Raw genomic sequence first — 15,693 nt, 5'->3', positions numbered from 1 at the left:
CGAACGAACGCACGCCGCTGCGCTCAGCCCAAACAAGAACGCCGCGCGAAGTTCGCGCGGCGTTCTTGTTGAATTCTGATCAGCAGGATCAGGCGGTCGGCGCGTCGCCGTTTTCGCCAGCGACGACCTTGGGGCCGCCCTTGGAAACGCCGACCATGGCCGGACGCAGGACGCGGTCGCCGATGGTGTAGCCGGCCTGGACGACCTGCAGCACCGTGTTGTTCGGCACATCCGCATTCGGGATTTCGAACATCGCCTGGTGGAAGTTCGGGTCGAACTTCTGGCCTTCCGGCTCCAGCTTCTTGACGCCGTGGCGCTCAAGCGCCGAGAGCATCGAGCGCTCGGTCATCTCCACGCCTTCGATCAGCGTGTTGAGACCGGCCTCACCGGCTTCCTTGGCTTCCGCGGGAATGGCATCGAGCGCGCGGCGCAGGTTGTCAGATACCGCCAGCATGTCGCGGGCAAAGCCAGCGACGGAGTAGGACTTGGCATCCTTGACGTCGCGTTCGGTGCGACGGCGCAGGTTGTCCATTTCGGCGGCAAGCCGAAGGTACTTGTCGCGCAGCTCGGCGCTTTCGGCCCGGGCGAGTTCCAACGGATCGGGCTCGGCAACGGCTGCTGCCTCGGCAGCGTCCGGTGCGGCGTCGAATACCTCGTCGGTGGCCTCGGGTCCGTGCTTGTTCGTATCGTCGGTCATGACGTTCTCCGCAGTGTCGTCTCTATTGTCCTTCGCATTTCCACGCCGCAAGCGCGAGCCTGCGTTTCAGCAAAAATGCTTAGGGACTGGATTTGAAGCCGATATCGAGGTTTGGGGCCGAAAAATCAAGGGTTCAATCGCGCTCCTACAGCGCCGCGCGTCTTATCAGACGCGCAAAGGTCGCTGTAGCACTTTGATTTGCTGCATGTCTTTGTCCTTCATCGAGATCGATCAATGAGACATGCAGCAACGAAAAGCGCCCTTAGCGCGAAAGCCGCGACATCAGCTGCGCGGTATAATCGACCATCGGAACGATGCGCGAGTAGTTGAGCCGCGTCGGCCCGATGACGCCGACGGCGCCGACGATGCGGTCCTCGCCATCGCGATAGGGCGCGACGATCAACGACGAGCCGGAAAGCGAAAACAGCTTGTTTTCCGAGCCTATGAATATCCGCACCCCAGGGCCGCTTTCGGCGAGATCGAGCAGCTCGATCATGCTGTCCTTCTTTTCGAGATCGTCGAACAGCATTCTGAGCCGGTCGATGTCCTCGGCACCCTCGAGGCCTTCGAGCAGGTTGGCGCGGCCGCGCACGATCAGGCGCGCCGGCTTCTCGTCGCCCTCGTTGCCCGACCAGATGGCGAGACCGCGCTCGACAAGATCCTGCGACAGCGCGTCGAGCTCGCCGCGCACCGTCAATTTCACCTTTTCGAGCTGCGCCCGCACCTCGGCGATCGTCTGTCCGGCGAGATGGGCGTTGAGGAAGTTCGCCGCTTCCGTGAGCTGCGAACTGGTGACGCCGGCCGGGAGCTCGATGATGCGGTTTTCCACCTGGTCATGTTCGCCGACGAGCACGGCCAGCGCCTTGGTCGGCGCCAGGCGGATGAACTCGACATGCTTCAGCACCGGATCGGCCTTGGCGGTGATGACGAGACCCGCGCCGCGCGACATGCCCGACAGCATCTGGCTCGCTTCGGTCAAAAGCGTATCGACCGGCTGGGTATGGTCGTCGCGCCGGACATGGCGGTCGATCGAGGCGCGATCTTCGGGCGATAGATTTCCGACCTGCATGAAGGCGTCGACGAAGAAGCGCAGGCCCGTCTGGGTCGGCAGGCGACCGGCACTGACATGCGGCGAATAGATGAGACCGAGATCTTCGAGATCGCTCATCACGTTGCGCACGGAGGCAGGCGACAGCGCCATTGGCAAAAGCCGCGACAGGTTGCGCGAGCCGAGCGGCTCGCCGCTCGTCAGATAGGTCTCCACGATGCGACGGAAGATTTCGCCCGAGCGCTCGTCGAGCGCCGCGGCGATTTCCTTTGCTCCGGGATTGCGCAGTACCATGTCACTCCACATATGCAGGCACATCCTGCCGTGGCCGGAATATAGTGTCCCTGCGGTCCGTTGGCAAAAGGGAAAAAACGGTCGAATGCCCGGCTTTCCACCGGATCCCTTTACCTCTGCCATGCTCTGCAGCGCCGCGCATCCTTGGACGCGCCAAAGGTCGCTGCAGCACCTTAAACTGCTGCATAATTTTGTCCCTAAATCGATTTCGATTTAGGGAATTATGCAGTAGAAGGCTCACGAGATACGATAGGAGTTGACGATGCGGCCATCCGGCAGAAAAACCGATCAAATGCGCAAGGTTTCTTTCGAGCGCAATTTTTCCAAGCATGCGGAAGGCTCCTGTCTGGTGCGGTTCGGCGACACGCATGTGCTGTGCACTGCAAGCCTTGAGGAAAAGGTTCCGGCCTGGCTGCGCAATGGCGGCAAGGGCTGGGTGACGGCGGAATACGGCATGCTGCCGCGCGCCACCGGCGAGCGCATGCGACGCGAGGCTGCCAGCGGCAAGCAGAGCGGCCGCACCCAGGAAATCCAGCGGCTGATCGGCCGGTCGCTGCGCGCCGTGGTCGATCTGCCGGCGCTCGGCGAACGCCAGATCTCGATCGACTGCGACGTCATCCAGGCCGATGGCGGCACGCGCACTGCCTCGATCACCGGCGCCTGGATCGCGCTCCACGACTGCCTGAAGTGGATGGAAGCCCGCAACATGGTCAAGGTCGAGAAGGTCCTGAAGGATCATGTCGCCGCCATTTCCTGCGGCATCTTCGCCAACCAGTCGGTAATCGATCTCGATTACCTCGAAGATTCCGCTGCCGAGACCGACGCCAACTTCGTCATGACCGGCTCCGGCGGCATCGTCGAGATCCAGGGCACGGCCGAAGGCAAGCCGTTCTCGGAAGAGGAATTCGCGAGCCTGATGGGCCTTGCCAAGACCGGCATTGCCGAACTGGTCGCGCTGCAGAAGCAGGCGATCGCCGGCTGAGGAAGGAACGTCAAGATGGCCCCGGCGCTGGAAGGCATTCTCGAGACCGCCCTTTACGTGGGTGATCTCGATGCCGCCGAGGCCTTCTACGGTGGCATTCTCGGGCTCGCAAAGATCACGCGTGCCGGCAACCGCCACGTCTTCTATCGCTGCGGACCGGGCGTGCTTCTGATTTTCAATCCGGCCGAAACGCTGAAGCCGCCGATCCCGCACGGCACGAGCGGCCAGGGCCACATGTGCTTCCGGGTTTCCGCCGCAGCGCTGGACGCCTGGAAGGCGAAACTGGAAGCGGCGGGCATCGCGATCGAAGCGGACACCCGCTGGCCGAACGGGGCGCGGTCCTTCTATTTCCGCGACCCGGCCGGCAACAGCCTTGAATGTGCGGAACCGGGCCTCTGGTCCATCGAATGAACACGAAACGAGACACCATGCGCAAACTGGACAACAAGACGCTGATCGTCGCCAGCCACAACGCCGGCAAGATCCGCGAAATCCGCGATCTCATCGGCCCGCTCGGCTTCGAGGCGAAGTCGGCCGCAGACCTCAACTTCATCGAGCCCGACGAGACCGGCACCACTTTCGAGGAGAACGCCGCGATCAAGGCGCTCGCCTCGGCCAAGGCCTCCGGCCTGCCGGCACTTTCGGACGATTCTGGTCTCGCGATCGACGCGCTCGATGGAGCGCCCGGCGTCTATACGGCCAACTGGGCCGAGCGCGAAGATGGCAGCCGCGACTTCGCCATGGCCATGCAGAAGGTCGAAGATGCGCTGCAGGAGAAAGGCGCCAAAACGCCTTCCGAGCGCACCGCCCGTTTCGTCTCGGTTCTTTGCCTTGCCTGGCCGGACGGTCATGTCGAGCTCTTCCGCGGCGAGGTCGAAGGTTTCGTCGCCTGGCCGCCGCGCGGCGGCCAGGGCTTCGGCTATGATCCGGTGTTCCAGCCCAAGGGCTACGAGACCACCTTCGGCGAGATGAGCGCCGACGAGAAACACGGCTGGAAGCCGGGTGACGAAGAGGCTCTGTCGCACCGCGCCCGCGCCTTCAAGATCTTTGCCGAGACCTGCCTCGGAGCCTGATCTGAGCGGGATGAGGAAAAGTGCGTGCGGTTTTCCGCCCGCATCCCGCTCTCTACTGAAAGTGACCATGAGAGACGCAATAATGCAAACTGCCACGCTATCGGCGATCGGTGACGGCATGGACCCCGGTTTCGGGGTCTACGTGCATTGGCCGTTCTGCGCGGCCAAGTGCCCCTATTGCGACTTCAACAGCCATGTGCGCCACCAGCCGGTGGACCAGCCGCGTTTCGTTGCAGCTTTCCTTAAGGAAATGGAAGAGGTGCGCGAACTCTCCGGCCCGCGCACGGTCACCAGCGTGTTCATGGGCGGCGGCACGCCGTCCTTGATGGAGCCGTCGACGGTCGATGCCATCCTCCAGGGCATCGCTCGCCATTGGCATGTGCCCGACGGCATCGAAATCACCATGGAGGCGAACCCGTCGAGCGTCGAAGCGACGCGTTTCCACGGCTACCGCGCTGCCGGTGTCAATCGCGTCTCGCTCGGCGTCCAGGCGCTGAACGACCGCGATCTGAAGTTCCTCGGACGGCTGCACAATGTCGAGGACGCGCTGAAGGCGATCCGGCTGGCGCGCGAGATCTTCCCGCGCATGTCCTTCGACCTGATCTATGCCCGTCCGAACCAGACGGTCGAAGAATGGGAGCATGAGCTGAAGGAAGCCGTCTCCTATGCGGTCGACCATCTGTCGCTCTACCAGCTGACGATCGAGGAGGGCACGCCCTTTTACGGCCTGCACAAGGCCGGCAAGCTGATCGTGCCTGATGGCGAGCAGTCGGCAGTGCTTTACGAGGCGACGCAGGACATTACCGCCGCCATCGGCATGCCGGCCTACGAAGTTTCAAACCACGCCCGCCCGGGTGCCGAGAGCCGGCACAACCTCACCTATTGGCGCTACGGCGACTATGCCGGCATCGGCCCGGGCGCCCACGGGCGCCTGGGCATCGGCAATGGCAAGATCGCGACCTCTACGGAGCGCAAGCCGGAGGAATGGCTGCGGCTCGTCGAGACCCATGGTCACGGCATGATCGAGCGGGAATCCCTCGATCTCGAAGCACAGTCCGACGAGTTGTTGCTGATGGGTCTGCGCCTCAAGGAAGGCGTCGACTTGGCGCGATGGCAGACGCTGTCCGGCCGCGACCCGGACCCGGAGCGCGAGCAGTTCCTGATCGATCACGGCTTCATCGAGCGGCTGGGCAATTCGCGTCTGCGCTGCACGCCGGCCGGCATGCTGATCCTCGACGCCGTGGTCGCTGATCTCGCCTGCCCCTGAGGGCAGGCGGTCTTCGCCGGCTACAGACTCAATCGAACGTTTCACCTGACAGCGGCGTGGCCTGCATCGACGGCCGGCCTTCGAATGCATCGAACCAGCGGGTCAGCCTCGGACGGTTGCGAAACGACGGCAGGTAGCGAAACGCCATCCAGGACAGTGCCGTCGCCAGCGCGATCTGCCCGATATCCACGTCTTCCTCGGGCGATAACGTCTGCTCCAGCCAATCGTAGGTCACCTCGATCTTTTCTTCGTAGCCCTTGGCGAGTTCCGGATAGCGCAGATGTTCGGGGCGCCTCTCCCACTCCCAGCGCAAGCCGATCCCGGTCTGGGCAAGAACCTGCGCCACCGACTGCATGCGCAGCGCCCGCCATCGAGGTTCGCCGACCTCGGGGATCCGCTTGCGTCCCTCGTGCAGCGTATCGAGATAGGCGCAGATGACATCGCTGTCGAAGATCGGCTCTTCGCCCTCACGCAACAGCACCGGAACCTTGCCGAGCGGGTTTTCGGCATAGACCTCGTCGTTGCGCCGCGTTGGGCTCGTCTCGTGGTGGATGACTTTCAGCCGGTCGGCAAGGCCGATCTCGTGAGCAAAGACAAGCGCCTTGCGGGCGAAGGGAGAGTGGGTTTGATAGTAGAGGATCATGGCTGCCTCGCGGGATCTGGCGTGAATTCCTGTTCCCGTGAAGAGATATTGCATCGCAGCCGATAAAGGCGCTCTGTTTCTTCGGCCACGATGCAAGTTTGTTTCGTCTAGGCGGCTTTCATCGGATCGCCCTTCAGCCGGTTGAGCTCGATGCCCCTAGCCACCAGCCGGGCGACCTGAGCGTCGTCCACGTCATCGGTGGTGCGCAGGCGAATATAGGCCATGTCGCCCTTGCCGCCGCCCTTCTCCAGGCGTGCGTCGAGATCAAGCATCTCGGCGCCGCGCCAGAAACCGAAGGTCACGCAATCCTTTGCCCCCTTGAGCAGACAGACCGCGCCGCCGGCCTCATAGATGGGATGGCCCCATTTGACGGCGTCATTGAGCGCGCCTGTGGCCAGGAGGGCACCATGCAGGCGCTTCGCCACGTCGGCCGGGACACCGGAGAGGCCGGCAATGTAGTCGTTGACTTTTTTGGTCATGGTCGTCTTTCGAGCGCTCCGTTTCTGTCAGTTGCTGAAGGGAATGAGGGCGCGCAGCCGCGGATCCCGAAGCCAGAGGCCGCCCCAGGCGATCACGCCGAGATAGAAGCCGAAAAGCAGATGGGTGAAGAGCGGGCTGCCGGCCCGCAGATGCGTCGCCATCGCCCCGCCGAGATAGCCGGTGAGCAGAATGGCGCCGAGGATCGAGGTGCGCGGGATCACATAGAGCACCGTGCACAACAATGTGAGAATGCCGAGCAGCCGCGCCAGACCCTGGTCGGCGGAATAGCCGAGCGCGACCATGGTTTCGGTGACGACAGCAAGCGGCACAAGCTTGATGACGGCATCGAAAATCAGGAAGGCGACTAGCACGCCGCTGAGGAAGCGGCCGAGGATGATCGACTTTGCCGTTGGGGCGGGCATAACGAGGCTGGTGGTCACTGATTTCTCTCCTTGGATTTCGTTCTCGGTCCAAGGACGAAAGCGCATGAGGGATCCCGACAGGCACCGTCAGATTTTTCTTTCGGAGATCTCGATACCAGGCGTTTCATCGAGCTTGTCGAGCTGCATGCGGATGTAAGCGCATTCGGCCGCGTTGGTCGCAAGCGCAATCGCATGGTCGAAGGCCACACGCGCCTCGCGGACCTTGCCGAGCTGCTTCAGGAGATGGCCGCTCAAGCCATGGAAATAGAAATAGCCGGAGAGCTTTTCCGCCAAGGGCGCGATCATCGCCAGCGCGACTTCCGGCCCCTGACGCTTCGAAACCGCCACTGCGCGATTGAGCGTGATCACCGGAGAGGGCTGCAGCCGCTCGAGCGCCTGGTAGAGCAGGTCGATCTGCGCCCAGTCGGTCTCATCCGCACGCTCGGCGCGGGCATGCAGCGCCGCGATCGCCGCCTGGATCTGGTAGGCGCCCGGTTGGCGGTACTGCATCGCCCTGTCGATCAGCGCCAAGGCCTCGTCGATCAGCGAGCGGTCCCACAGGCTGCGGTCCTGGTCATCAAGCAGGATGACGGCGCCATCGGCGTCGAAGCGGGCGCGCGCCCGCGAATGCTGGATCATCATGAGCGCCGTCAGCCCCTTGATCTCCGGCTCGGCCGGGAAAAGCTGAAGCAGCAGGCGTCCGAGCCGGATCGCCTCCTGGCACAGGTCGGCCGAGACGCTTTCCGGGCCGTTCATCGCCGAATAGCCCTCGTTGAAGACGAGGTAGATCATCGTGGCGACGGCGGCGAGCCGATCTGACCGGTCGGCCGCATCCAGGGTCTCGAAGGCAAGGCCGGCGGCCGCGACACGCGACTTGGCCCGCGTGATCCGCTGTTCCATCGCCGCCTCGCTGACGAGGAAGGCGCGGGCGATCTGCTTGACCGAAAGGCCCGAGACGATGCGCAGCGCCAGCGCGATCTGCTGCGTTGCCGGCAGCGCCGGATTGCTGCAGACGAACAGCAGGCGAAGAATGTCGTCGCGATAGTGGGAGCCGTCGAGCTGGTCGGCGAGCGCGCCCTCCTGATCCTCGAGGTCGGAAAGAATTTCCTCCGGCGGCAGCGCCGTCTCGCGGGACTGGCGGCGCACCTTGTCGATGCCGCTGTTGCGGCCGACGAAGATCAGCCAGGCGGCGGGGTCGCGCGGCGGGCCGCTCTTCGGCCAGGTCTTCAAAGCCCGGATACAGGCCTCCTGAAACGCTTCTTCGGCAGTGTCGAGGTTGCGGAAATAGCGCAACAGCGCGCCCACGGCCTGCGGCCGGGCCGAAACGAGAGCGAGGTCTATCCAGGCTGTGTCTGTCATGAAGCAAGCTCACTGGGTTTGTAGATGGCAAGAGGACGGATTTCATAGGAGCCGGCGGCCGGATTGGCAGAACTCAGATCACGGGCGAACTCGAGCGCATCATCGAGAGACGCACAGTCGATGACATAGAAACCGAGCAGTTGCTCTTTCGTCTCGGCAAACGGGCCATCGATTACGATCGTCTCGCTGTGACTGTGCCGGAGCGTCGTCGCCGCCGTCGTCGGCATCAAGCGCGCCACCGGCCCAAGCCGGCCTGCCTCCGCATATTTGCTCTGTACGGCCAACAGATCATGCATGACTTTTTCGTCCTGCTCCTTGGTCCAGGCGTTCGTGACATCTTCTTGATTGTAGCAAAACACGGCGTAAAGCATCGGAACTCCAGCTCCTGAAACAAAGACGGTGGCGGCAAGCAATAGCCGACAACCCGGATGAAAAAAACAGGGCCGGTGGTGCTTTCGCCCACCGGCCCGCAATGCGTGCAAATCAGAAATGCTCAAGCGTTGTCGCGGCACTCTAACTTGGTGTCGATGGCCGGCCGGGAAAAGAGGCGCAGAAGCCGCCCGTCGATCGCCGCCAGACCGGCCGCGATCAAGGTCATGCCCAGGAAGTGCTTGAGTTCCAGCGTTTCGCCGAGGAACAAAGCGCCAAGCAGGATGGCGCTGACCGGGATCAGGAAGGTCACCAGCATCAGGTTTGTGACACCGGCCGTTTCCAGGATGCGGAAGAACAGGACGTAAGCGAGCGCCGTGGAAATCAGCGCGATGCCGACGATCGCCGCCCAGACGTCGAAGCCGGGTATGGGAAGCGTCCAGGGATGATCGATCAGCAGCGACAGCGGGACCAGCATGATGCTTGCGGCCGAGACCTGACCGGTCGCAGTCACGATCGGCACCACGCCCATGCGCTTGAAGCGGCGGGCAAAGACACCGGCGAGCGCATAGGAGAGCGCTGCGCCGAGCACGGCGACCTGGGCAAGCAGGTTCGAACCGAGCCCACCGAGCGCTGCCGGGCCAATCATCATCGCAACCCCGAGGAAGCCGACGACGACGCCTGCAAACCGGTTGGCTGTCAGCTTCTCGTCATCGGTCAGGAGATGCGCGACGATCACGCCGAACAGCGGCGTGGTGGCGTTGAGGATCGAGGCAAGGCCGCTTGCGATATGCGTCTGCCCCCAGACGATCAGCGAGAAGGGGATGAGATTGTTGAGCAGCCCCATCCCGAAGAAAGCCAACCACACGCGCGGGTCGCGCGGCATCGACAGTCCCATCAGTCGAACGAAGGCGAGCAGCGCGAGCGCCGCGAGACTGACGCGGAGCGCCACGATCGTGACCGGAGGCAACGCCTTGACGGCGACGCCGATGAAGAAGAAGGAGCCGCCCCACAGAATGGAGAGCAGGATCAACATGCCCCATTCCCGGGCGCCCATGACCTTGGCCTGCGTTGCTTGTGTCATTGCCTTAACCCTCGTTTGTTTGTCAGGCTAAACCGTGATGGCATCTACCATCTTGACTTTGTGCCATTATTCTCAGGATATTGAGCTTCGAACAAACGATCATTTCTCGCCACATGATTGAGTTTGGCTAAACCATGTCGACATACCTTCCTTCGCTTGCCTCGCTTCGCGCCTTCGAGGCCACCGCGCGACATCTAAGCGTTACCAAGGCCGCGCAAGAACTGAACGTGACGCCTGGCGCCGTCAGCCTGCAGGTGCGCGAACTGGAGCAGGCGTTAGCAGTGACGCTGTTTGAGCGCCGGCCGAGACAGTTGGCGCTGACGGAGGACGGCAGCACCTATTTCGCAACGCTCAGGCGCGCGTTCCGAATGATGCGCGAGGCGACCGAGGAACTGACGGCGCGCAAGCGTGCGCCGGTGCTGACGGTCAGCTGCACGCCCACCTTTGCCGCGCAGTGGCTGGTGCCGCGCATCGGCGCCTTCGAGTTACAGGTGCCCGGCATCGACGTGCGCATCAGCACCACCAATCGGCTGACCGACTTCAACAGCGATGGGGTCGACATCGCCATCCGTCATGGGCTTGGTCGCTATGACGGTCTTGTGAGCGAACGATTGATCGATGACGACCCGGTGCCGGTCCTTCACCCGGCACTACGCGCCAGGAACCCACTCGACATGCCGGGTGACCTTGCCGCGCATGTGCTCTTGCACGACGTCCACCGTCAGGATTGGAGGCTGTGGCTGGATGCGGCGGGCGCCGACGGGGTGGACGCCGGGCGAGGGCCGGTCTTCGTCAACAGCAACGGCGCGATCGAGGCGGCCAAGGCCGGCGACGGCGTTGCATTGGTGCGCCTGTCGCTGGTCACGCGCGAGCTTGCGGAGGGTGTGCTGGAAGCCCCCTTCCCTGAGGGCGTGATGACCGGGCTTGCCTACCATCTCGTCTACCCGCCGGCCGCACTCGACCGCCCGCCGGTCACGGCCTTTCGCGCCTGGATCATCGAACAGGCACGAGCCGAGCAGGGTGTGGGGAATGCGGTGACGAAGCGTCCGCCACGGCCGGCACTGAAAGCGGTCCGGTAAAATAAAAAAGCCCGGGCGAACCCGGGCTTTTTTTGCGGCAATGCGGCTCGACTATTCGTTGATCAGGCGCTTCAGCAGCTCGATCTCATGGCTGAGCTTGGTGTCGCCCGAGATCAACTCCTCGATCTTGCGCACGGCGTGCAGCACGGTCGTGTGGTCGCGTCCGCCGAAGCGACGGCCGATCTCCGGGAAGGAGCGCGGCGTCAGCGTCTTCGACAGATACATCGCGATCTGGCGCGGCTTGACGATGACACGGGTGCGGCGGTTGGAGACGAGCTCCTGGCGCGAGACGTTGTAGTGCTTGGCGACGACGCGCTGGATGTCCTCGATGCGCACGCGGCGGGGTTCGCCGGCGTTGACGAGGTGGCCGAGCAATTCATCGACGCGCTCGAGCGAGAGCTGCGGCTCGAAGGAGCGGCGGAACAGGAGCTGGTTGAAGGCACCTTCCAGTTCGCGGCCGCTGGCGGTCACGTTGCGTGCCACGTGGCTCAGGATCTCGCCGGGAATGTCGAGCGAACCGTCGTCCTGACGGGCCGTGTCCAGGCGGCGCTTCAGCATTTCCAGGCGCATGTCGTAGTCCGGGCCGTCCATCTCGATGGCGACGCCGCCCTGGAGACGCGAACGAACGCGGCTGTCGAGCGATTCCAGTTCCCACGGTGCGCGGTCGGCTGCGACGACGACCTGCTTGGCGGAATCGAGCAGCATGTTCAGCAGGTGGCAGAACTCATGCTGGATCGACTTGCCCTGCAGGAACTGCATGTCGTCGATGATCAGGAGATCGATGTTGCGCAGCGACTCCTTCAAGGACAGTGCGTCGTTGTCGCGGATCGCGGTGGCGAAACGCCACATGAAGTATTCGGCCGTCAGGTAGACGACGCGCGGCGCACGCGCGCTCTGCAGCGCCTGGATGGCAATCGCCTGCAGAAGGTGCGTCTTGCCGAGACCGACGCTCGAATGGATGAAGAGCGGGTTGAACCGCACCGCACCGGCGCCGGCTTCCGCAATCGTCCGGGCGGCGGCAAGCGCCACGCGGTTCGAGGAACCCTCGACGAAGTTTTCGAAATTGTAGCGCTGGTCGAGCGGCGAGCCGAAGAGCGGCGCCTGGGTCGGCCTCTGCATGCTTGCGACAGTCGCCGCGGCAACGGTTGCCACCGGCTGGGCTGCGGCCGGACGGCGCGCGGGCTGAGCCGGAGATGCTTCTGCCGCCTGCGGCAGCGCTTCTTCCTGGGTGGTCGGACGGGCGCCACGGGTTGCCGTGCGCACCAGGATCTCGATCTTCATGATCTCGCCGTCTTCCTGCTGGAAGATCGAGGTGATGAGGTCAAGATAACGGTTGTTGATCCAGGACTTCAGGAACGTGGTCGGCACCGAAAGGCGCACAACGCTCTTGGATACGGAATGGAGCTTCAGACGCCCAAACCAGCTTGCAAAGACATCCGGACCGACTTGAGCTTTGAGACGCGCACTTACCCGCTCGAACAGTGCGTCGTGCCTCATGTCGGTTTTTTCCCCCGCCGCCTGAGATAGATTGCTTCCGGCTTGAAATGCGTCTCCTTCTTTCTGAAGTGCGCCCGCCGTCACCAAATTCATCTGCATTTTGCCGCCTTCCAATTCATGTTCAGATGCCGTCATCGCTGCCGGCCTCATCTCTTATGTCCGTCGCCCGCGGCGCCCGTATGGGCCATGCCGCTTTCGCCGAACGTCACAGTCGCAGACGACGCCGGGCTCCTCATCTCCCGCCTCGCTGCGCGCTACGCGCACCCACCTGCCCTGCTGGGCCGGAGGATGTCCCCTCGCGCCTCTCGTCAACAATCCCTTCGACGCGCTCCCGCGCCGTACCGGATCCTCCTCCTCGTCAACAGCTCGTCGCACCCTCGTACGAAGCGATGAGCCGCGCGTTGGACCTTGGCCTCGCGTCGGGCGCCGCTTGCACCCTCCATCGAGGCCTCCTGCATCTTTCCTTTGTCGTAGCCGATCAAAGGGCAAGACAGGCAGCCGTCAAAGCGCCGCAGCGACCTCTAGGCGTCCGACCGGACGCAGGTGCTGCAGATGGCCGCCTCACAATCACAGGACGAAAGTTTCCCGTCCGGAGTGGTATGAACCATCCGGTTTTTTCACCTTCGACTTGTCTGATTGAACGACGCGGAGCCGCCCTGATACAAAGGACAGAAACATCGAAACCATTTCTTCGAAATGGCCTCTTTTGCTTCTTTTTACAGATGTGGTCCGTGTCCCCTGTGGAGGGCATTTAGGCAGGATCGATGGGCAAGATCAATCGCGATTTTTACGCAACCTTAAGCGCTGGCCGTTGACTCTCCGGCCGCCATTTGCTTGCCGCATTCCGAGTCCGAGAAGAATCCCTGTTGAATCAAGGGTTTTGATTTTTCGCTCTTTGCTTAGCTGGCGAAAAAGAAAAAAAATAAAAATTCGCTTGACTCAGAATGGGCCGAACGCCCCCCCAGTCAGAGACATCCTTTTGATAAGGACCTCTCACAAGCCATTGAAATAGTTATATAAATCTTGTCATCGCACTGACATAAGCCCAAGCCGCCAGATTAACCATCGCGATGACAGAAGTATGAATCCGAAAAGCCCGGCGCAAGGGCCGGGCTCTCGATTAACAGATTTTTCTTAGCCGGATTAGGCCGAAAGCGACTTTACGCGCTGTGCAAGACGCGAAACCTTGCGCGATGCAGTGTTGGCGTGCAGGACGCCCTTGGTGGCTGCGCGCATCAGCTCGGGCTGAGCTGCCTTGAGCGCTGCGGCTGCAACTGCCTGGTCGCCGGTTGCAATCGCTTCTTCGACCTTGCGGATGAAGTTGCGAACGCGCGAACGACGGGCCTTGTTCACTGCGGTGCGGCGTGCGATCTTGCGGGTCGCCTTTTTCGCCGAAGTTGTATTGGCCATTTGTGCCTCTCTTCGAAAACTGACATGAACTCCGCCCCTCGCCGTGCCGGGTCACTGCGACCTGTCATCAAAGCAATTCGGGAGTATTTCCGGAAAGCCCAGAATGGCGTTCCAAACTGAGGGCGGCGTATAGCGGGAAACCGCCGCCCCGTCAACGCGCAATTTCCAGAATCTGCGCGCCGTGCTCTGGGCTAGCGATGTTTGAACTCCGGTTTGCGCTTGGCGACGAAGGCGGCCATGCCTTCCTTCTGGTCTTCGGTCGCAAACAGCGAGTGGAAGAGCCGACGCTCGAAACGCAGGCCTTCGGCAAGCGTCAGCTCCAGCGAGCGGCTTACGGCCTCCTTGGCCATCATCACCGCGGGCAGCGAGAAGGAGGCGATCTTTTCGGCAGCGGTGAGCACTTCCTCCAACAATTTCTCCGGCGCCACCACACGCGAAACGAGTCCCGCGCGTTCTGCCTCGGCCGCATCCATCATCCGGCCGGTCAGCACCAGGTCCATGGCCTTCGCCTTGCCGACGGCGCGCGTCAGGCGCTGGGAGCCGCCCATGCCGGGAATGACGCCGAGGGTGATTTCCGGCTGGCCGAACTTCGCGGTCTCGGACGCAATGATGAAGTCGCACATCATCGCCAGCTCGCAGCCGCCGCCAAGCGCGTAGCCGGAAACGGCAGCGATCAAAGGCTTGCGAGCTGCCGCCACCTGGTCCCAGCCGCCGATGAAGTCGCCAAGATAGCTGTCGACGAAATCGAGCGTCTGCATCTCCTTGATGTCGGCGCCGGCGGCAAACGCCTTCTCCGAGCCGGCGAGGACCACGGCGCCGATCTCCTTGTCGGCGTCGAAGGCCTTCAGCGCCGCGGCAAGCTCGCGCATCACGGTCGAGTTCAGCGCATTCAGCGCCTGCGGACGATTGAGCGTCACCAGGCCGACGCGGCCGCGTGTTTCGACCAGCAGCGTTTCGTAGGTCATTTCTGTTTCCTCCGGTTCATGCACCAGACCGCTCACGGACTGGCGTTCATTTCTGGCAGTGCGGGCAATAGAAGGTTGAGCGTCCCGCCTGCACGATGCGGGCGACCGTACCGTCGCAGCCGGGCGTGCGGCAAGCCTGTCCTTCGCGGTCATAGACGGAGAAAGAGTGCTGGAAGTAGCCGAGCGAGCCGTCAGCCTGGATATGGTCCTTCAGCGACGATCCGCCGGCGGCTATGGCATCGGCGATGACCTCGCGGATCGCATCCGTCAGGCGCACGAGCCCCTCCTTCGGCTTGCCGCGCTTGTCGACGAGCGCGCCGGCCGGTTTCAGCGGCGACAGGTGCGAGCGCCAGAGCGCCTCGCAGACATAGATATTGCCGAGACCGGCGATGTTCTTCTGGTCAAGCAACGCCGCCTTCAGCGGTTGGGCCTTGCCGGAAAAGCGTGCGGCGAGATAGGCGGCATCGAGCACGTTGCCGGTCGGCTCCTCGCCGAGCGCGCGGAAATAGGCGTGGCTCGCCACCGTGTCGCGGCGAGCAAGGTCCATGAAGCCGAAGCGGCGCGGGTCGTTGTAGATCACCCGCACCGGGCCTTGCGCACCGTCGAGATGGAAGATGACGTGATCGTGCTTTTCATCCTTGCCGCGTGGATGGTGGAATTCGCCGGGCGTTGTTGCCGCCGGCCCCACCTCGATGCGGAAGGAACCGGACATGCCCAGATGGGCGATGATCACGTCACCGGCTTCCAGATCGATCATCAGATACTTGGCGCGGCGCGACAGCGAGACGATGCGCTGGCCGGCAACGGTCGAGGAGAAATTCTCCGGGAAGGGAAACCTCAGATCCGGCCGGCGCAATTCCGCATTCACGAGCAGCGCGCCTTCCATGGTCGGCGCGAGGCCGCGCTTGACGGTTTCGACCTCGGGCAACTCCGGCATGAATGCACTCCTTCGATCTCAGCCACCGGATGCGGTGGTTGGCATTTCCTTGGCGGCCTTCTTATCCTATAGGGGTGCGCTATGCCG

General features: G+C 62.9%; 17 protein-coding genes. 5 read left to right on the top strand and 12 right to left on the bottom strand.

Annotation, left to right across the window (positions count from 1 at the left end; genetic code table 11):
• Positions 1 to 88 precede the first annotated feature (88 nt).
• Entirely contained in the window at positions 89 to 697 is a 609-nt protein-coding gene (gene grpE, locus ASD01_RS12955) for a nucleotide exchange factor GrpE (RefSeq protein WP_034797465.1), read from the bottom strand.
• A 262-nt stretch (positions 698 to 959) separates the two neighbouring features.
• Entirely contained in the window at positions 960 to 2,039 is a 1,080-nt protein-coding gene (hrcA, locus tag ASD01_RS12950; protein ID WP_034797467.1) for a heat-inducible transcriptional repressor HrcA, read from the bottom strand.
• Between the two features lie 262 nt (positions 2,040 to 2,301).
• Here hrcA and rph point away from each other — a divergent pair, with 262 nt between their 5' ends.
• The 4 genes from rph to hemW all read left to right on the top strand — a co-directional run bounded on the left by rph (position 2,302) and on the right by hemW (position 5,361).
• Complete coding sequence (rph, locus tag ASD01_RS12945) at positions 2,302 to 3,021, top strand: ribonuclease PH (RefSeq protein ID WP_034797469.1); 720 nt, start codon at positions 2,302 to 2,304, stop codon at positions 3,019 to 3,021.
• A 15-nt stretch (positions 3,022 to 3,036) separates the two neighbouring features.
• Entirely contained in the window at positions 3,037 to 3,432 is a 396-nt protein-coding gene (locus ASD01_RS12940; RefSeq protein ID WP_034797471.1) for a VOC family protein, read from the top strand.
• A 17-nt stretch (positions 3,433 to 3,449) separates the two neighbouring features.
• Positions 3,450 to 4,094 carry an RdgB/HAM1 family non-canonical purine NTP pyrophosphatase gene (gene rdgB, locus ASD01_RS12935; protein WP_060644101.1) on the top strand — a complete coding sequence of 215 codons (645 nt, stop codon included), beginning with the start codon at positions 3,450 to 3,452 and terminating at the stop codon, positions 4,092 to 4,094.
• A gap of 82 nt (positions 4,095 to 4,176) precedes the next feature.
• Positions 4,177 to 5,361 carry a radical SAM family heme chaperone HemW gene (gene hemW / locus ASD01_RS12930; protein WP_060529504.1) on the top strand — a complete coding sequence of 395 codons (1,185 nt, stop codon included), beginning with the start codon at positions 4,177 to 4,179 and terminating at the stop codon, positions 5,359 to 5,361.
• 28 nt (positions 5,362 to 5,389) lie between these two features.
• Here the strand turns inward: hemW and ASD01_RS12925 are convergent, their stop codons facing one another.
• The 6 genes from ASD01_RS12925 to ASD01_RS12900 form a co-directional block, all read right to left on the bottom strand.
• Positions 5,390 to 6,004 (bottom strand): glutathione S-transferase family protein, encoded by a 615-nt coding sequence (locus tag ASD01_RS12925; protein WP_034797478.1) that lies wholly within the window; start codon positions 6,002 to 6,004, stop codon positions 5,390 to 5,392.
• A gap of 107 nt (positions 6,005 to 6,111) precedes the next feature.
• Complete coding sequence (locus ASD01_RS12920) at positions 6,112 to 6,483, bottom strand: DUF1801 domain-containing protein (RefSeq protein ID WP_051659372.1); 372 nt, start codon at positions 6,481 to 6,483, stop codon at positions 6,112 to 6,114.
• Between the two features lie 27 nt (positions 6,484 to 6,510).
• On the bottom strand, positions 6,511 to 6,906 hold the full coding sequence (locus ASD01_RS12915; protein ID WP_034797480.1) for a DoxX family protein: 396 nt from the start codon (positions 6,904 to 6,906) through the stop codon (positions 6,511 to 6,513).
• Positions 6,907 to 6,993: 87 nt separating this feature from the next.
• Positions 6,994 to 8,265, bottom strand: coding sequence for an RNA polymerase sigma factor (locus ASD01_RS12910; RefSeq protein WP_060644090.1), 1,272 nt, complete (start codon positions 8,263 to 8,265; stop codon positions 6,994 to 6,996).
• A complete protein-coding gene (locus tag ASD01_RS12905) occupies positions 8,262 to 8,636 on the bottom strand; it encodes a YciI family protein (protein WP_034797485.1) in 375 nt (124 codons plus the stop codon). The genes ASD01_RS12910 and ASD01_RS12905 overlap by 4 nt, the downstream gene beginning before the upstream one ends.
• 122 nt (positions 8,637 to 8,758) lie before the next feature.
• Complete coding sequence (locus ASD01_RS12900; protein WP_234798723.1) at positions 8,759 to 9,718, bottom strand: DMT family transporter; 960 nt, start codon at positions 9,716 to 9,718, stop codon at positions 8,759 to 8,761.
• A 134-nt stretch (positions 9,719 to 9,852) separates the two neighbouring features.
• On the opposite strand from ASD01_RS12900, the gene gcvA reads away from it, so the two are divergent.
• On the top strand, positions 9,853 to 10,797 hold the full coding sequence (gene gcvA, locus ASD01_RS12895; protein ID WP_051659373.1) for a transcriptional regulator GcvA: 945 nt from the start codon (positions 9,853 to 9,855) through the stop codon (positions 10,795 to 10,797).
• Positions 10,798 to 10,848: 51 nt separating this feature from the next.
• Here the strand turns inward: gcvA and dnaA are convergent, their stop codons facing one another.
• From dnaA to mutM, 4 genes are all read right to left on the bottom strand, one after another.
• Complete coding sequence (gene dnaA / locus ASD01_RS12890) at positions 10,849 to 12,294, bottom strand: chromosomal replication initiator protein DnaA (protein WP_034797490.1); 1,446 nt, start codon at positions 12,292 to 12,294, stop codon at positions 10,849 to 10,851.
• A 1,143-nt stretch (positions 12,295 to 13,437) separates the two neighbouring features.
• Positions 13,438 to 13,704 carry a 30S ribosomal protein S20 gene (rpsT, locus tag ASD01_RS12885; RefSeq protein WP_034797494.1) on the bottom strand — a complete coding sequence of 89 codons (267 nt, stop codon included), beginning with the start codon at positions 13,702 to 13,704 and terminating at the stop codon, positions 13,438 to 13,440.
• Positions 13,705 to 13,895: 191 nt separating this feature from the next.
• Positions 13,896 to 14,669 (bottom strand): enoyl-CoA hydratase, encoded by a 774-nt coding sequence (locus ASD01_RS12880; protein WP_034797495.1) that lies wholly within the window; start codon positions 14,667 to 14,669, stop codon positions 13,896 to 13,898.
• A gap of 46 nt (positions 14,670 to 14,715) precedes the next feature.
• Positions 14,716 to 15,606: a bifunctional DNA-formamidopyrimidine glycosylase/DNA-(apurinic or apyrimidinic site) lyase gene (mutM, locus tag ASD01_RS12875; protein WP_034797500.1), complete on the bottom strand. Its 891-nt coding sequence runs from the start codon at positions 15,604 to 15,606 to the stop codon at positions 14,716 to 14,718.
• Between the last annotated feature and the right edge of the window lie 87 nt (positions 15,607 to 15,693).

The organism is Ensifer sp. Root423 (genome assembly GCF_001426275.1).
Lineage (GTDB): Bacteria > Pseudomonadota > Alphaproteobacteria > Rhizobiales > Rhizobiaceae > Ensifer > Ensifer adhaerens.
This window is presented reverse-complemented; position numbering and strand designations above follow the sequence as displayed.